The organism is Sphingomonas trueperi, from assembly GCF_040545665.1.
In the GTDB taxonomy this organism is placed as follows: domain Bacteria; phylum Pseudomonadota; class Alphaproteobacteria; order Sphingomonadales; family Sphingomonadaceae; genus Sphingomonas; species Sphingomonas trueperi_B.
Map to the genome: position 1 here is coordinate 140,022 of NZ_JBEPMH010000007.1, position 16,627 is coordinate 156,648.

At 69.4% G+C, this 16,627-nt stretch carries 13 protein-coding genes; 8 read left to right on the forward strand and 5 right to left on the reverse strand.

Annotated elements, in window-relative coordinates:
* The first annotated feature begins 32 nt into the window (after positions 1 to 32).
* The gene (locus tag ABIC65_RS19940) at positions 33 to 434 is read left to right on the forward strand and encodes an MAPEG family protein (protein WP_354311057.1); all 402 of its coding nucleotides are present in this window, start codon (positions 33 to 35) and stop codon (positions 432 to 434) included.
* A 125-nt stretch (positions 435 to 559) separates the two neighbouring features.
* Here ABIC65_RS19940 and ABIC65_RS19945 read toward each other — a convergent pair whose 3' ends face one another.
* A complete protein-coding gene (locus tag ABIC65_RS19945; protein ID WP_354311059.1) occupies positions 560 to 1,240 on the reverse strand; it encodes an MBL fold metallo-hydrolase in 681 nt (226 codons plus the stop codon).
* Between the two features lie 80 nt (positions 1,241 to 1,320).
* Between ABIC65_RS19945 and pabB the strand changes: the two genes are divergently transcribed.
* From pabB to msrA, 3 genes are read left to right on the forward strand one after another with little or no spacing between them, the layout of a single operon-like run.
* The gene (gene pabB, locus ABIC65_RS19950; RefSeq protein ID WP_354311061.1) at positions 1,321 to 3,090 is read left to right on the forward strand and encodes an aminodeoxychorismate synthase component I; all 1,770 of its coding nucleotides are present in this window, start codon (positions 1,321 to 1,323) and stop codon (positions 3,088 to 3,090) included.
* 34 nt (positions 3,091 to 3,124) lie between these two features.
* The gene (locus tag ABIC65_RS19955; RefSeq protein ID WP_354311063.1) at positions 3,125 to 4,324 is read left to right on the forward strand and encodes a pyridoxal phosphate-dependent aminotransferase; all 1,200 of its coding nucleotides are present in this window, start codon (positions 3,125 to 3,127) and stop codon (positions 4,322 to 4,324) included.
* A 45-nt stretch (positions 4,325 to 4,369) separates the two neighbouring features.
* Entirely contained in the window at positions 4,370 to 5,047 is a 678-nt protein-coding gene (gene msrA, locus ABIC65_RS19960) for a peptide-methionine (S)-S-oxide reductase MsrA (RefSeq protein ID WP_354311065.1), read from the forward strand.
* A gap of 238 nt (positions 5,048 to 5,285) precedes the next feature.
* Here the strand turns inward: msrA and ABIC65_RS19965 are convergent, their stop codons facing one another.
* Entirely contained in the window at positions 5,286 to 5,447 is a 162-nt protein-coding gene (locus ABIC65_RS19965; protein WP_125973220.1) for a DUF1674 domain-containing protein, read from the reverse strand.
* A 113-nt stretch (positions 5,448 to 5,560) separates the two neighbouring features.
* Between ABIC65_RS19965 and ABIC65_RS19970 the strand changes: the two genes are divergently transcribed.
* The 4 genes from ABIC65_RS19970 to purH all read left to right on the forward strand — a co-directional run bounded on the left by ABIC65_RS19970 (position 5,561) and on the right by purH (position 10,965).
* Entirely contained in the window at positions 5,561 to 6,841 is a 1,281-nt protein-coding gene (locus tag ABIC65_RS19970; protein WP_354311067.1) for an RsmB/NOP family class I SAM-dependent RNA methyltransferase, read from the forward strand.
* Between the two features lie 131 nt (positions 6,842 to 6,972).
* Positions 6,973 to 7,629: a ribulose-phosphate 3-epimerase gene (gene rpe, locus ABIC65_RS19975; protein WP_168847841.1), complete on the forward strand. Its 657-nt coding sequence runs from the start codon at positions 6,973 to 6,975 to the stop codon at positions 7,627 to 7,629.
* Complete coding sequence (locus ABIC65_RS19980) at positions 7,626 to 9,356, forward strand: heparinase II/III family protein (protein WP_354311070.1); 1,731 nt, start codon at positions 7,626 to 7,628, stop codon at positions 9,354 to 9,356. Before rpe ends, ABIC65_RS19980 begins: the two co-directional genes overlap by 4 nt.
* Positions 9,357 to 9,396: 40 nt before the next feature.
* Positions 9,397 to 10,965, forward strand: coding sequence for a bifunctional phosphoribosylaminoimidazolecarboxamide formyltransferase/IMP cyclohydrolase (gene purH / locus ABIC65_RS19985; protein ID WP_354311072.1), 1,569 nt, complete (start codon positions 9,397 to 9,399; stop codon positions 10,963 to 10,965).
* Between the two features lie 218 nt (positions 10,966 to 11,183).
* Here purH and ABIC65_RS19990 read toward each other — a convergent pair whose 3' ends face one another.
* The 3 genes from ABIC65_RS19990 to ABIC65_RS20000 all read right to left on the reverse strand — a co-directional run bounded on the left by ABIC65_RS19990 (position 11,184) and on the right by ABIC65_RS20000 (position 16,623).
* Entirely contained in the window at positions 11,184 to 12,632 is a 1,449-nt protein-coding gene (locus tag ABIC65_RS19990) for a lipopolysaccharide biosynthesis protein (protein WP_354311191.1), read from the reverse strand.
* A gap of 56 nt (positions 12,633 to 12,688) precedes the next feature.
* Entirely contained in the window at positions 12,689 to 15,445 is a 2,757-nt protein-coding gene (gene polA, locus ABIC65_RS19995) for a DNA polymerase I (protein ID WP_354311074.1), read from the reverse strand.
* 68 nt (positions 15,446 to 15,513) lie between these two features.
* On the reverse strand, positions 15,514 to 16,623 hold the full coding sequence (locus ABIC65_RS20000) for a serine hydrolase (RefSeq protein WP_354311193.1): 1,110 nt from the start codon (positions 16,621 to 16,623) through the stop codon (positions 15,514 to 15,516).
* Between the last annotated feature and the right edge of the window lie 4 nt (positions 16,624 to 16,627).

Sequence of the window (16,627 nt, forward strand, 5' to 3'; positions counted from 1 at the left end):
GGGCTGCGCGCCTTGGATTCAGGGGGACGCGCATGTTTTTTCTGCCGGTTACACTCACCAGCGCGGGCGCTGCGGCGCTCCTCAACCTTTGGCTGGCGATTCGCGTCATCCAGATTCGCCATGCCGAGCGAATCCTGACCGGCGACGGCGGCAGCCCCCGCCTCCTCGCGCGCATGCGCGCGCAGATGAACTTCGTCGAATATACGCCCTTCGTGCTGATCCTGATCGGCCTGATCGAGCTGGCGCAGGGCACCAGCCTGTACCTCTGGGTGGTGGCCGCGGTGTATCTGCTCGGCCGCGTGGTGCACGGGATCGGCATGGACGGCTGGCGGCGCGGCCGCGAGATCGGTGCGGGGATCACCTTCCTGATCGTCGCCGGGCTCGGCCTCTATGCCGCGTGGCTCGGCTACACGGGCGCCAACCCGCTGCATTGATCTCCACCTCAACCGTCATCCCGGCGAAAGCCGGGATCCATTGGGGTCGCCGCTGCGGTTCTTGCCGCGCCCGAGTGGCGAATGGATCGCGGCTTTCGCCGGGATGACGGGGGCGTTGTAGGGACTTACGCCCGCGCCAGCACCGAATCGGCGACGAATGGGTTGGTGCGCCGCTCCTGGCCGAAATTGCTCGGCTGACCGTGCCCGGGGACAAACACGGTTTCGTCCCCCAGCGGCCACAGCCGGGTGGTGATCGCGTCGATCAGGTCCTGGTGGTTGCCCAAGGGGAAATCGGTCCGACCGATCGATCCCTGGAACAGCACGTCGCCGACGATCGCCAGCTGCGATTCGGGATGGTGGAACACCACGTGCCCCGGCGTGTGGCCGGGACAGTGATAGACGTCGAGCACCAGTTCGCCCACGGTGACCTGCTCGCCCTGCTCCAGCCAGCGATTCGGCTCGAACGGCTTGCCGGGCATGCCATAGGCGCGGCCGTCATCCTCCAGCCGCGCGATCCAGTAGCGATCGGCCTCGTGCGGGCCTTCGATCGGCACGCCCAGTTCCTCGGCGAAGATGCCGGCCGAGCCGCAATGGTCGATATGGCCATGGGTGATCAGCAGCTTCTCGATCGTGACGCCGTGCTGGGTCGCTGCCGCGCGCAGCCGGTCGAGATCGCCGCCCGGATCGACGAACGCGCCGCGCATCGTCTTCGTACACCAGAGCAGGGTGCAGTTCTGCTGGAGCGGCGTGACGGGCACGATCGCCGCACGAAGCGGCGGCTGGGCGGCGTTGGGATCGGAAGCCATGCCCCCCAGCTACCCCGCAGGCGCGCGCGCGGCAACCAAGGCTTGCCCTTCGCGGCGCGGCTCTGCATTCCAGCGGGCGCATGGTTTTGCGTCCCCCCTTCGTCCTGCTCGACGACGCGCGTGCCGATGGCCGCGGCGCGCGGCTCTATGTGAATCCCGTCGAAATCGTCGTCGCGCACCGCCTGGAAGACGTCACGCCGGCGCTGGACCGGCTGCGCGGCGCCACGGCGGACGGGCTCGATGCCGCCGGCTGGCTTGCCTATGAAGCCGGCGCCGCGCTCGAACCCGCCGCGCCCGCGCGCGAGATGGAAGGTCCGCTGCTCTGGTTCGGCCTGTTCCGCGGCCACCAGCGACTGCGCGCTGGAGAGGTCCCCGCGCTGCTGCCCGACCCCGCCGGGGCCTGGGCCGGGCGCCCCCGCCCGCTGCTCGACCGCGCCGCCTATGATGCCGCCCTCGCGCGCGTGCTCGGCTATATAGAAGCCGGCGACATCTATCAGGCCAACCTCACCTTCCGCGCCGAGGTGCCGGTCGCCGGCCACCCCGCCGCGCTCTACGCGTTGCTTCGCGCCCGCGCCGCCGCCGGCCACGGCGCGCTGGTCGCGACCGGCGAGCAGTGGCTGCTCAGCCTCTCGCCCGAACTCTTCTTCACGCTGGAGAATGGCACCCTCACCGCCCGCCCGATGAAGGGAACGACGCGACGGGACGCCGATCCCGCTATCGACGCCGCCCTCGCCCGCGACCTCGCCGAGGATCCCAAGCAGCGCGCCGAGAACCTGATGATCGTCGACCTGATGCGCAACGATCTCGGCCGTGTGGCCCGTCCCGGCAGCGTCGCGGTGCCGCAGCTCTTCCACGTCGAGACCTATCCCACCGTCCACCAGATGACCTCGACGATCACCGCACGGCTCGACCAAGGACTCGGAGCCGTCGACGCCCTTGCAGCGTTGTTCCCCTGCGGATCGGTGACCGGCGCGCCGAAGATCCGTGCAATGCAGGTGATCGCCGAAGTCGAACCCAGCGCGCGCCGCGTCTATACCGGTTCGATAGGGAGGATCGATGCCGATGGTGGGGCCGAATTCAACGTCGCGATCCGCACGCTGGCCATCGATTCGGCTGGTCGCGCCAGCCTCGGCCTCGGCTCGGGCGTCGTCGCCGACTCGTACGCTGACAGCGAATGGGCGGAGTGCCGCGCCAAGGGGGCGTTTGTGACCAAGGACGAACCCGGCTTCGACCTGATCGAGACGATGCGCTTCGATCCCGAGGACGGCATCCTGCTGCTCGAGCGCCATCTCGAGCGGATCCGCGACAGCGCCGCGACCTTCGGCTTCCCCTTCGACCGCCATGTCGTCCGCAACGAGCTGCAGGCCGCGACCTTCCGGCTACGCGACGCCGCCAAGGTGCGGCTGCTGCTCGGCCCCTCGGGCGCGGTGGCGATCGGCATCTCCCCGCCCCCCGCCCCGCCGCACGGGCCAGTAAAGGTCCGGATCGTACCCCATTCGGTGCCGCGCGACGATTTCCGCCTCGGCCACAAGACCACGCGGCGGAAGCTCTACGATGAACCCCGCCGCGCCGCCGGCACCTGGGAAGTGGTCTTCACCGATGCCGAGGGCTATCTGACCGAGGGCAGCTTCACCGCGCTGTTCGTCGAGCGCGACGGCGTGCTGGTGACCCCGCCCCTCTCCCGCGGCCTGCTCCCCGGCGTGCTCCGCGCCGAGCTGCTCGCCACCGGCCGCGCGGTGGAGGGCGATCTACGCCCCGAGGATCTCGCGGGCGGATTCCTGCTCGGCAATGCGCTACGCGGACTGGTTGCAGCCGTTACAGTTGCGGAAGGCGCCGAAGCGGACCTATAGGCGCGCATCTTCCCCGGAAAAGGCGTCTAGACCCATGCAGACCTCCGCCGCGCTCCAGCGCATCCAGCCCTCCGCCACGCTCGCCATGACCAGCCGCGTGTTCGAGCTGAAGCGTGCCGGCGTCGACGTGATCGGCCTGGGCGCCGGCGAGCCCGATTTCGACACGCCCGAATTCGTCAAGGAAGCCGCGATCCAGGCGATCCGCGACGGCAAGACCAAGTACACCAATGTCGACGGCACGCCCGAGCTGAAGGATGCGGTGATCCAAAAGTTCAAGCGCGACAACGGCTTGGACTACACCGCGCAGCAGGTGACGATCAACGTCGGCGGCAAGCATACGCTGTTCAACGCGATCGTAGCTACCGTGGAAGCCGGCGACGAGGTGATCGTTCCCGCGCCGTATTGGGTCAGCTATCCTGACGTAATCCAGTTCGCGGGCGGCACGCCGGTGTTCATCGCCGCCGGCGCCGACCAGGGCTACAAGATCACGCCCGCCCAGCTCGAAGCGGCGATCACGCCCAAGACCAAGTGGGTGATCCTCAACTCGCCGTCCAACCCCACCGGCGCCGCCTATTCGGCCGCCGAGCTCAAGGCGCTGGGCGAGGTGATCGAGCGCCACCCGCATGTCTGGGTGTTCGCCGACGACATGTACGAGCACATCCTGTACGACGGCTTCGAATTCGCCACGATCGCGCAGGTCTGCCCGTCGCTCTACGACCGCACGCTGACGGTCAACGGCTGCTCCAAGGCCTATGCGATGACCGGCTGGCGGATCGGCTTCGCCGGCGGCCCGGCGCCGCTGATCAAGGCAATCGCCAAGCTCCAGTCGCAGTCGACCTCGAACCCGTGCTCGATCGCGCAGGCGGCGGCCGTCGCAGCGCTGACCGGCGACCAGGGCTTCCTCAAGGACCGCGCCGCCGCCTTCCAGACGCGCCGCGACCTCGTCGTCGGCATGCTGAACGAGATCGACGGCATGCACTGCCCGACCCCGGAAGGCGCCTTCTACGTCTATCCGGAGTTCAGCGCGCTGATCGGCAAGACCACGCCCAAAGGCAAGGTGATCGCTACCGACGAGGACATGATCGGCTATTTCCTCGACGACGCCCGCGTCGCGGCGGTGCACGGCGCGGCGTTCGGCCTGTCGCCGGCGATGCGGATCAGCTATGCGACCTCGGAGGCGCTGCTCCGCGAAGCCTGCACCCGCATCCAGGCGGCCTGCGCCGGCCTGCGCTGAGGGACCTGTAACGCGGGGGCTTCCTCGTCCCTATATGGGGGTATCATGACCCGACGCACGCTGAAGCTCCCGCTCTCCCTTGCCGCCCTTGCCGGCGGCGCCCTGCTGCTGGTCGCGGCAGGTGGCATCCCGATCGAGAAGGTGAAGGCGGTCGCGGTGCCGCCGCCCGCCGTCGACGTCGCCAAGGCGAAGAAGCCGCAGACCGCGATATTCGCCGGCGGCTGCTTCTGGGGCATGGAGGCGGTGTTCCAGTCGGTCAAGGGCGTCCACTCGGTCACCAACGGCTATGCCGGGGGCGCGGCGAACACCGCCACCTATGACCAGGTTTCGACCGAGAAGACCGGCCATGCCGAGGCGGTAAAGGTCGTCTATGATCCGACGCGGGTCAGCTACGGCACGCTGCTCCGTGTGTTCTTCTCTGTCGCGCACGATCCCACCCAGAAGGGCGGCCAGGGCCCCGATCGCGGTCCCAGCTATCGTAGCGCGATCTTCCCGCAGTCGGCCGAGCAGCGTCGCGTCGCCACCGCCTATATCGCCCAGCTGACCCAGGCCAAGGCGTTCGCCAGGCCGATCACGACCAAGCTGGAAACCGGCGGCTTCTACCCGGCCGAGGAATACCATCAGGACTTCTTCTGGCGGCACCCGACGCACCCGTACATCATGCGCTGGGACCAGCCCAAGGTCGCCGCGTTCCGCTCGACCTACCCCCAACTGGCGCACTGAGCAGGCGGCTGCCCTACAGGCTTTTTGAAGTGTGCGGTTCACGGCGCTGTCGCGAACCGCATCGTCATCCCGGCGAAAGCCGGGATCCATTGGGGCCTACGCGGCGGCTCTTTCCGATCCGGAGTGGCGAATGGATCCCGGCTTTCGCCGGGATGACGAGGTGCGAATAGCACGACACATTCCCGCCGTTCGGATCACGCCGCGCGCCACGCGTGTGAACTTCGGCCCCGCCCCGCCCTCAGAAATCGATCGCGATGCCCTTCAGCTCCCAGTCGCCGTAGCGGACGGGATCCTTCTCCAGCGGGTCCTTATCCGGCCGCTGCATCGGTTCGGGCTTGGGCACCGGCGGGCTCTTCGAGAGATAGGCCGGGGGCTGCACATGGTCGGGTCGCTTGCCCATCGGGATTGCCTTCCTTGGTTGCCCGGCCCATGTCGGCGCCCAAAGGAGCATGGTCAAGTGAACCCTTGGGTAGCGCACGAACGAGCAGAACTTTCGATGGGAGCGCGCTGACCATGGCCCGCCCGACCACCCGCCGTCCCGCCGAACGCGAGCCCGACGCACCCGGCGTCCCCGCCCGCCGCGCCGCGCTCAAGCTGCTCGACGCGGTGCTGCGCCGTGGCCTCGCGCTCGAACAGGCGCTCGACTCCGCCGCACAGGGCCTGGCGCCCAACGACCGCGGGCTGGCCCATGCCATCGCCGCCGAGGCGCTGCGCCGCCTGCCCGATCTCGACGCGCTGATCGACTCCGCCACCCGCCAGCGCCTGCCCGATGACGCCAAGGCCCGCTTCGCGCTCCGCATCGCGCTGGTCCAGGCCATCGCGCTCGGCACCCCCGGCCATGCCGCGATCTCGACGGTGCTGCCGCTGGTCGACGGCGGCCCGCGCAAGCTGGTCCATGGCGTATTCGGCACGCTGATGCGCGGCAACGCGACGCTGCCCGACGTGCCGATGCTCCCCGATCCGGTGGCTCTGCGCTGGCAGGCGCAATGGGGCGATGCGGTGGTGCAGGCGGCGTGCGAGGCCATCGCGACCCCGCCCCCGCTCGATCTCAGCCTGAAGACCGACGGCGTGACGGTGGAAGGCGCGACCAGCCTCGCCCCGCGCCACGCCCGGCTCGAACCCGGCACCAGCGTGCCCGACCTCCCCGGTTTTGCCGAGGGCGACTGGTGGGTGCAGGACCTCGCCGCCTCGATCCCCGCAAGGCTGATCGGCGCGGGCACCGGCACCGTGCTGGACCTGTGCGCCGCCCCCGGCGGCAAGACGCTCCAGCTCGCCGCCGCTGGCTGGCAGGTGACCGCGGTCGACGTCGCCGAGAACCGCCTCGCCCGCCTCCGCGAGAATCTGGAACGCACCGGCCTTTCGGCACAGATCGTCACGGCCGACCTGCTGACCTGGAACCCCGCTGCCCCCGCCGATGCGGTGCTGCTCGACGCGCCGTGCAGCGCCACCGGCATCTTCCGCCGCCATCCGGACGTGCTCCACCGCGTCCGCCCCTCGCTGATCGCCGAGATGGCCGAGCTCCAGGCCAAGCTGCTCGACCGCGCCGCGGCATGGGTGAAGCCGGGCGGCACCTTGGTCTTCGCCACCTGCTCGCTGGAGCCCAAGGAAGGCGAGGCCCATCTCGCCCCCTTCCTCGCCGCGCATCCCGAGTTCGCGCTGGTGCCCGCAACCGCGGACGAACTCCCCGCCGGCATTGCGCCGCGCGAGGACGGCTCGGTACGTGTCCTGCCGGGCATGCTGGCGGAGCAAGGCGGGCTCGACGGCTTCTTCATCGCCCGCTTCCGCCGCCGCTGATCGCACGTCCGGGGCCCTTCGTCCCGGTTGCGCAGTCAGCTGTGGATAAGTCTGTGGAGAAGCGGTGCGCAACCGGTGGGCACCCGCCCCCTCCGGTTGCGCCCGACTCGCCCCTTCCCTAGGAGACGACCATGTCCGTCCGCATCGCACCTTCGATCCTCTCGGCCGATTTCGCGCGGCTCGGCGAGGAAGTCCGCGCCATCGACGCCGCCGGCGCCGACTGGATCCATGTCGACGTGATGGACGGGCATTTCGTGCCCAACATCACCATCGGCCCCGCGGTGGTGAAGGCGCTGCGCCCGCACTCGGCCAAGAATTTCGACGTGCACCTGATGATCACGCCGGTCGACCCCATGCTAGCCGCCTTCGCCGAGGCCGGCGCAGACACGATCTCGGTCCATCCCGAGGCGGGCCCGCACCTCCACCGCACGCTCCAGACGATCAAGGCGCTGGGCAAGCGCGCCGGCGTGGTGCTCAACCCGTCGACCCCGGTCGACGCGGTCGACTATGTCATGGACCTGGTCGACCTGATCCTGGTGATGAGCGTCAACCCCGGCTTCGGCGGGCAGAAGTTCCTCGAGAGCCAGCTGCCCAAGATCACCGAGCTTCGCCGCCGCATCGAGGCGAGCGGGCGCGCCATCGACCTGGAAGTGGACGGCGGGATCGACCGCGAGACCGCGCCCAAGGCGATCGCCGCCGGTGCCAATGCGCTGGTCGCCGGCACCGCCACCTTCACCGGTGGGCCGAGCCAGTATGCCGCCAATATCGCGGCACTGCGCGGGGCTTGACCGATCCGACGCCGGACTCCGCCGCCGACGGAGTCGAGGAAGGCAAGCGGCTGATCCGGGTGGGCGGCGACCGCGGCCTGTCGCTCGCCGACCGCATCGCCGACCGTTTTCAGCGCCTTGCCTGGCGCTCGCCCTTCTACGCGATGCGGCTGAAGGGCCGGCACCCGCTCAAGCTGCTCACCGCCGCCGACGATCCGTTTTTCGGCGATCCCCAGCGTGGCAACGCCCTGCTCGACGGCGAAGTGCGGCTGTGCGGCGAGGTCCGCGCAATCGAAAGCCTCGACTTCGCTAAGCCCGATTGGTCGCCCGCCTTCACCCAGCATCTCCAGGGCTTTGGCTGGCTGCGCGACCTGTCCAGCGTCGCCACCCGCCAGCAGGGCGCGCCGATCGCCGAAGACGTGATGCGCCGCTGGCTCAAGGTGCATGGCGAGCAGGTGGCCGACCCCGCCTGGCGGCCCGATCTGGTCGGCCGGCGGATCCTCGCCTGGGTGGCGCACGCGCCGCTGATCCTGTCCTCGACCGACCAGGTCTATCGCTCGGGCGTGATGCACGCGCTGGCCCGCGGCGCCCGGCATCTCGACCGCAGCGCCGACAAGGTGCCGGTCGGCGTGCCGCGCCTGGCGGCTTGGGCCGGCCTGACCGTGGCGGGGCTGGTCCTGCCCGGCGGCGACCCACGCCGCGCCTTTGCCGAAGCCGGGCTGAACCGCGCGATCACCGCCTCGGTCTATGAGGATGGCGGCACCGTCGGCCGCTCGCCCGACGGCCAGCTCGACGCGATCCAGCTGATCACCCTGCTCTGCGAGACCTATGCCGCCCGCCGCATCGAGCCCCCCGCCTTCGTGCTCGGTGCGCTCAACCGGATGGTCGCGGCGCTGCTCGGCGTCTGCCACGGCGATGGCGGGCTCTCCAGCTGGCAGGGCTGCGCGCCGATCGGCGGCGAGTGGATCGAGCAGGCGATCGAGGCGACCGGCGTGCGCACCCGCCCGCTCAAGCAGGCGCGGGAGTGGGGCTACCAGCGCCTGTCCTGCGCCGGCACCGTGCTGATCCTCGACGCCGCCCCGCCGCCCGACGCCCGGGTGGCGCAGACCGGCTGCGCCTCCACCCTTGCCTTCGAGCTTTCGGACGGCACGGACCGGATCGTCGTCAATTGCGGCGGCAGCCGTGCCGCCGATGCGCGCCTGCCCGCCGAACTGGTCCAGGGCCTGCGCACCACCGCCGCGCACTCGACGCTGACGCTCGACGACAGCAACTCGACCGCGATCCATGCCAACGGCACGCTCGGCCGCGGGGTGAGCGAAGTCGAGCTGGTCCGCCACGAGACCGAACATGCCAGCCGGATCGAGGCCGCGCAGGACGGCTATGTCCGCCGCTTCGGGCTGCTCCACCGCCGCGAACTCACCCTCTCGCACGACGGGCGCGACCTGCGCGGCGAGGATCTGCTGCTGCCCGCCGGCAAGCGCCGCATCGACTCCAAGCCGTTCGCCGTGCGCTTCCACCTCGCCCCCCATGTCGAGGCTTCCCCCACCGCCGACGGCCACGGTGCTATCCTGCGCACCGCCTCGGGCATCCTCTGGCAGTTCCGCGCCAAGGGCGGCGCGCTGGCGATCGAGGAAAGCCTGTGGATCGATGCGCGCGGCCGCCCGCACGCCACCCAGCAGCTGGTGCTCCACGGCGAGACGCCCGCGGGCGGCGCCAGCCTCAGCTGGGCGTTCCACCGGTCTAAATAGGGCTTGCCCCGGCGCCCCCGATTGGAGAGAGGGGCGGGCCATGGACATCAAGATCACCCGCGCGCTCCTCTCGGTCTCCGACAAGACCGGGATCGTCGAACTCGGTCAGGCGCTGGCCGCCCAGGGCGTCGAGCTCGTCTCGACCGGCGGCACCGCCACGGCGCTCCGCAATGCAGGCCTGGAGGTCCGCGACATCTCCGACCTCACCGGCTTCCCGGAGATGATGGACGGGCGGGTGAAGACGCTGCACCCCAAGGTGCATGGCGGCCTGCTCTCGGTGCGCGACAATCCCGAGCACCAGGCCTCGATGGCCGAGCACCAGATCGCGCCGATCGACCTCGTCGTGGTCAACCTCTATCCCTTCGCCCAGACCGTCGCCAAGGGTGCGGACCGCGACGAGATCATCGAGAATATCGATATCGGCGGCCCGTCGATGGTACGCTCGGCGGCGAAGAACCATGAGTCGGTGGCGATCGTCACCGATCCGGCCGATTACGCGCTGGTGATGGGCGGCACCACGACCCTCGAGCAGCGCCGCAAGTTCGCCGCCAAGGCCTATGCCGCCACCGCGGCGTACGACGCGATGATCTCCAGCTGGTTCGCCTTTGCCGATCAGGGCGAGGCCTTCCCGGAAACGCTCAACATCTCGCTGAAGCGTGGCCAGGCGCTGCGCTATGGCGAGAATCCACACCAGCAGGCGGCCTTCTACGCCGCGACCGGCCCGGCCGCGCGCGGCATCGGCCAGGCTCGCCAGCTGCAGGGCAAGGAGCTGAGCTACAACAATTACAACGACGCCGATGCGGCGCTCGAGCTGGTCAGCGAGTTCCGCGACGGTCCGCCAACCGCGGTGATCGTCAAGCACGCCAATCCGTGCGGCGTGGCGAGCGGCGCGACTCTCGCCGAGGCCTATGCGGCGGCATTCGCCTGCGACACCGTTTCGGCGTTCGGCGGCATCATCGCGGTGAACCGCCCGCTTGACCGCGCGACGGCCGAGCAGATCACCGGCATCTTCACCGAAGTGGTGGTGGCACCCGACGCCGACGAGGAAGCGCTGGCGCTGTTCGCGGCGAAGAAGAATCTCCGCCTGCTGCTCACCGGCGAGCTGCCCGATCCGGCGCGTGCGGGCCTGTTCGCCAAGTCGATCGCCGGCGGCTGGCTGGTCCAGGGCCGCGACAACGGCATCGTCACGCGCGACCAGCTCAAGGTCGTCACCCAGCGCCAGCCGACCGAGCAGGAACTGGCCGACTGCCTGTTCGCCTGGACGGTGGCCAAGCACGTCAAGTCGAACGCGATCGTCTATGCCAAGGACGGCAGCACGGCAGGCGTCGGCGCCGGCCAGATGAACCGCCTGGAAAGCGCCCGCATCGCCGCGTGGAAGGCAAAGGACGCCGCCGACAAGGCCGGCTGGGCCACTCCGCGCACGATCGGTTCGGCGGTGGCGTCGGACGCCTTCTTCCCCTTCGCCGACGGCCTGCTGGCGGCGGTGGAAGCGGGCGCGACCGCGGTGATCCAGCCGGGCGGCTCGATCCGCGACGACGAAGTCATCGCGGCGGCCGACGAGGCCGGGCTGGCGATGGTGTTCACGGGGATGCGCCACTTCCGGCATTGAGACCAGCGCGCCGCGCCTCCGGTGGGGGCGCGGCGTTGCGACACACCACCCGTCACCCCCGCGAAGGCGGGAGTCCATTGGCGCTGGAGCTGCGGTTCTTTCCCAGGACGTTCAGGCGAATGGTTTCCCGCCTTCGCGGAATGGTGCCGGAGGGCGCCCCTCCACCACCGCCTGCGGCGGCGGTCCCCCTCCCCCGGCTTTGCCGAGGGAGGAAATGCTCAGGCGGTCTCGCTGGTCCTGACATCAACGCGCGGCACCTTGCGGAACAGCGCGCGGTCCTCGGGGCCGAAGCCGAAGCGGATGATCACGAACAGGAAGGTGATCAGGATCGCCGGCATGCCCAGGCTCATCTCCGCCCATTCGAAGCGATGCGGCAGCGAGGTGAAGGCCGCGCCGACCAGCCCCGCGATCGCCATCGCCGCGAAGAAGCTCGGGCGGATGCTCACCACCGGTGCGCCGAGCTTGGACTGGAGCAGCAGGCCCTTGGCGATGGAGCCGATGGTCAGCGAGAGCGCCAGCGCCACCGCGGGGGCTGCCGACTGCACCGGCACCGGCAAACCCTGCCCGCGCGCGAGGAAGATCAGCGCGAAGCTCAAGGCGATCTGCAGCATCAGCACGCAGACCGAGATCGCCAGGTTGGTGTGCCGAGCGATGTAGATCAGCGCCGTCTCGCACACCGCGCCGGGCGAGGCGAGCACCTCGGCGAAGAGCAGGATGCACAGCACCGCCGAGCCGATCACGAACTCGCGGCCGAGCAGCCCCATCACCCCCTCGGCGGGGATCGAGAACATCACGGCGAGTCCCGCCTGCGCGCAGAGGATCCAGAAGCCCACCTGCCGGACCTGATTCGCCACCGCCGGGCGATCGCCCGCAGCGAGGCTCTGCGTGATCACCGGCCCGAGAATCGGGTCGAAGCTCGATTTCAGCCGCTGCGGCACCGAGGCGACCTGCTGCGCCATGTAATAGATACCGACCACCGACGGCGCGAACAGCAGGCCGAGGATAAAGCGATCGACGTTGCGCGTCGCCCATTCGATCGCGTCGGCGCCGGCCAGCGGCGCGTTGAGCCGGGCAAGTCCCCAGATCTCCGCCAGCTGCGGCCGCCAGTCGACCGGCAGGCCATATTCGCGCACGAACGGCACGATCGAGGCGACCAAGGCTGCGCTCATCGACAGCACATAGGCCATCAGCAACCCGTCGCGCGCTGAGACGAAGGAGAAGACGTATGCGGCAATGCTGATCGTCCACGGCTCGATGATCGCCCGGGCTGTCACCGCCGCGCCGATATTGTGCCGATAGGCGAGCGCGGACAGCGACACGTCCGAAAGCGCGATCGCGATCACCGCGATCGACAGGAAGCGTTCCAGCCCCATCACCGGGCTGTTGGGAAACAGGGCCTGCGGGAACAGGGCCAGGATACCGCTCGCGATCAGCGCCGCGACGAAGGCGACAACCATCGCGTCCCACACGACATGGCTGTGCGGCCGCTCCGTGCGCGCCAGCGCCTGCGCCAGCCCCCGCTTGAGTCCGAGCGTCGCGACGAGGGCCACGAACTCGATGACCAGCACCGCGATGGCGTACCGCCCGACGATCTCCGGGCCATAGGAGCGCCCGGCAATGAACAGGAACGGCAGCCGAGCGACCAGCCGGATGATGAAGCCCAGCATGTTCGTCCGCCCGCCCTTGGCGAGCGCATTGATATCCTTGGACGCTTCCGCCTGGCTCAATGCGCGGCGCCCCAGCTGGGACCGACACCGATCTCCACGCCCAGCGGCACGGTGAGCTGGATCGCGGGTTCGGCGGCGGTGGCCATCACCCGCTCGATGATCGGGCGCGCGGCCTCGACGTCGCCCTCGGGCAGTTCGAACACCAGTTCGTCGTGTACCTGGAGCAGCATGCGAACCTTATCCAGCCCCGCCTCGCGCAGCGCCGGGACCATGCGGGCCATGGCGCGCTTGATGATGTCGGCGCTGGTGCCCTGGATCGGCGCGTTGATCGCGGCGCGCTCGCTGCCCGCGCGCTCGTTGGGGTTGGAGGCCTTGAGCCGCGGGAAGTGCGTCTTCCGGCCGAACAGCGTCGTCGTATAGCCGCGCTCCTTCGCCTCGCGCAGCGTGTCGGCGATGTAGCGATTGATGCCCGGGAACCGCTCGAAATAGCGGCTGATCATCGCCTGCGCCTCGTCCGGCGTCACGTCGAGCCGACCGGCCAGGCCCCAGCGCGAGATGCCGTAGAGGATCGCGAAGTTGATCGTCTTGGCGCGGCCGCGGGTGTCGCGGTTCACTTCGCCGAACAGCTCCATCGCGGTCATGCTGTGGATGTCGTCGCCATTCTCGAACGCGGTGCGCAGCGCCGGCACGTCGGCGATGTGCGCGGCCAGCCGCAGCTCGATCTGCGAATAGTCCGCCGAGAGGATGACGTTGCCCGGCTCCGCCACGAAGGCGTCGCGGATCTGGCGGCCGGTCTCGGTGCGCACCGGAATGTTCTGCAGGTTCGGATCGGTCGAGGAGAGCCGCCCGGTCTGCGCGCCCGTCAAGCTGTAGCTGGTGTGGACCCGGCCGGTATGCGGGTTGATCTGCGCCTGCAGCGCATCGGTATAGGTCGACTTGAGCTTGGACAGCTGGCGCCAGTCGAGCACCTTCAGCACCATTTCGCGGCCGGGCGAATCCTTGTCGGCGGCGATGCGCTCCAGCTCGTTGACGTCGGTGGAATAGACGCCCGACTTGCCCTTCCGGCCGCCCTTGATCCCCATCTTGTCGAACAGCACGTCGCCGAGCTGCTTGGGGCTGCCGATGGTGAACTTGAACCCGGCGATCGCGTGGATTTCTTCCTCCAGTGTCGCGATCTGCTGCGCGAAATCGGACGAGAGCTTCGACAGCACCCCGGCATCGACCTTGATGCCCGTGCTCTCCATTTCGGCCAGCACCGCGACGAGCGGGCGATCGACGCTCTCGTAGACGCGGGTGACGCTCTCATAGGCGAGCCGCGGCTTGAGGCGGCGCCACAGTCGCAGCGTGACATCGGCATCCTCGGCGGCGTAGCGGGTCGCCGCCTTGAGATCGACCTGACCGAAGCTCAGCTGGCTCTTCCCGGTGCCGACCACGTCCTTGTAGGCGATGCAGCTGTGCGCGAGATGGGTGGCGGCGAGTTCGTCCATGCCGTGGCCGTGCAGGCCGGCATCGAGATCGAAGCTCATCACGATCGTGTCGTCATAGGGCGCGACGCGGATACCGGCGCGGCCGAGCACGATCATGTCGTACTTCAGGTTGTGGCCGATCTTGAGGACGGCGGGGTCCTCCAGCAGCGGCTTCAACCGGGCGATCGCCTCGGCGCGGTCGAGCTGCACCGGCTTCTCGGCGAACATGTCCGTCCCGCCATGGCCGAGCGGGATATAACAGGCGAGGTTGGGCGCCAGCGCCATGCTGACCCCGACCAGATCGGCCTGGGTCGCATCGAGCCCGGTCGTCTCGGTATCGATCGCCACCCAGCCCTGGTGCCGCGAGACGGTGATCCAGCGGTCGAGGGCATCGAGGTCGGTGACGGTCTCATAGTCATCGTGCGCGCAGGGCGGGTCTTCCTCGACGCCGGGCGCCTCGTGCACCTCCACCGGCGCATCGGCGACCGAGGACAGGCGCGACAGCAGCGTCTTGAAGCCGTGATGCTCGAGGAACGCGCGAAGCGGCGCGTCGGGGATGCCCTGCAGCTCCATGGCTTCCAGCGGCTCCGGCAGCGGCACGTCGCAGGCGAGCGTGACGAGCTTGTGGCTCAGCCGCGCGAGTTCGGCATGCTCGATCAGATTGTCGCGCAGCTTGCCCTTCTTCATCTCCGGCGCGGCGGCGAGCACCGATTCGAGATCGCCATGTTCGAGGATCAGCTTGGCGGCGGTCTTGGGGCCGACCCCGGGGACGCCGGGGACGTTGTCGACGCTGTCGCCCATCAGCGCCAGCACTTCGCCGAGCTTCTCCGGGCCGACGCCGAACTTCTCGCGGGTGTCGTCGGGCCCCATGCGCCGGTTGTTCATCGTGTCGAGCATGTCGACCGACGGATCGGTCATCAGCTGCATCAGGTCCTTGTCGGAGCTGACGATCGTCACCGACCAGCCCTGCGCCAGCGCCGCCTTGGTATAGCTGGCGATCAGGTCGTCGGCCTCCCAGCCCAGCTCCTCGATGCAGGGCAGGCTGAAGGCGCGGGTCGCGTCGCGGATCATCGGGAACTGGGGGACCAGATCCTCGGGCGCCGGCGGGCGGTGCGCCTTGTACTGGTCGTAGAGATCGTTGCGGAAGGTATGCTCGGACTTGTCGAGGATCACCGCCATGTGCGTCGGCCCGTCGGCCTTGTGCAGTTCGTCGACCAGCTTCCACAGCATCGAGGTGTAGCCGTACACCGCCCCCACCGGCTCGCCATGCTTGTTCGTCAGCGGCGGCAGCCGGTGATAGGCGCGGAAGATGTAGCTGGAGCCGTCGACGAGATAGAGATGGGGCATGGGGCGGGAGATAGCAGCGCGCCGCGCCGCCGTCATCCCGCCGATGCCCCTGTTTTAGCCCCTGGTTTTCAGGCGCCCAGCTGATGCTCGGCGACGATCGCGCGGACCACGCCCTGCATCAGCAGCTGGCGCTCGTTGATCGGCCGCGGCGTGTCGCCGATCATCACCGCCAGCGCATAGGAACGGCCGTCCGGCGCGGTGAGCAGCGCCACGTCGTTATACCCCGCGGTGCGGCCGAACAGGTCTTGGCCGGTGCCGGTCTTGTGCGCGAGCTGCCAGCCCGGCGGCAGCGCGCCGCGCAGGCGGTACTTGCCGGTGTGCGAGGCTTGCATCGTCGCGATCAGCCACTGGGTGGAAACAGGCGAAAGCAGTTCGCCGCGCTTCAGCCGCGCGAGCGCGCCGGCGATGGCGAGCGGCGCCGCACCGTCGGGCGGATCGGCGACATAGCGCTGATAGGCGGCGACGCGGGTCTCGCGCGGCAGCTGGGCGCGGGCGACGGCGAAGCTGTTGCCCAACGAATATTCGGGCTTCCACGCCGTCAGCCCCGAGGTACCGAGCTGGAGCAGCTTCTCGCCCGGACCGAAGCGGATCGAACCGAGCGCGTTGCGGGCGATGAACGAGCGCACCGCCGGCGGCCCGCCGACCAGGCGGAGCAGCTTGTCGTTGCAGGTATTGTCGCTCATCGTCAGCGCGCGGCGCAGGATCTCGCCGACGGTGCTCTGATAGCCCTGGTCGCCCTTGACCAGCGAGGCGACCGGCTGGTGGAACAGCGTGAAATCGGCGCGGGTGATGACGAGCGGGTCGTTCAGGTGGATACGGCCCTGGTCGACCTGGTCGAGCACGGTCATCGCGACCCACAGCTTGGAGACGCTCTGTTGCGGCAGCTTGCGCGCGCCGCCCTGCGAGGCGGTCCAGTTGCGGTCGACGCTGGTCACGGCGATGCCGACTACACCGTTGAAATTCTGCGCGAGATCCGAGAGTCGATTCACCAGGCCCGCGGGCGGCGGCACTTCCGCGCGGGGTGCTGCCTGCGCGCGCGGGATCGGCATCAGCACGCCGTAATTGGGCGCGGGCAGATAGGCGGCGAGTTCGGGATGTTCGTGGACGGCGCAGCCCAGCAACACCGCGGGCCCAAGCCCCGCCACGGTCAGTGCACGCTCGACTTTCGAAAACCGGATTTTA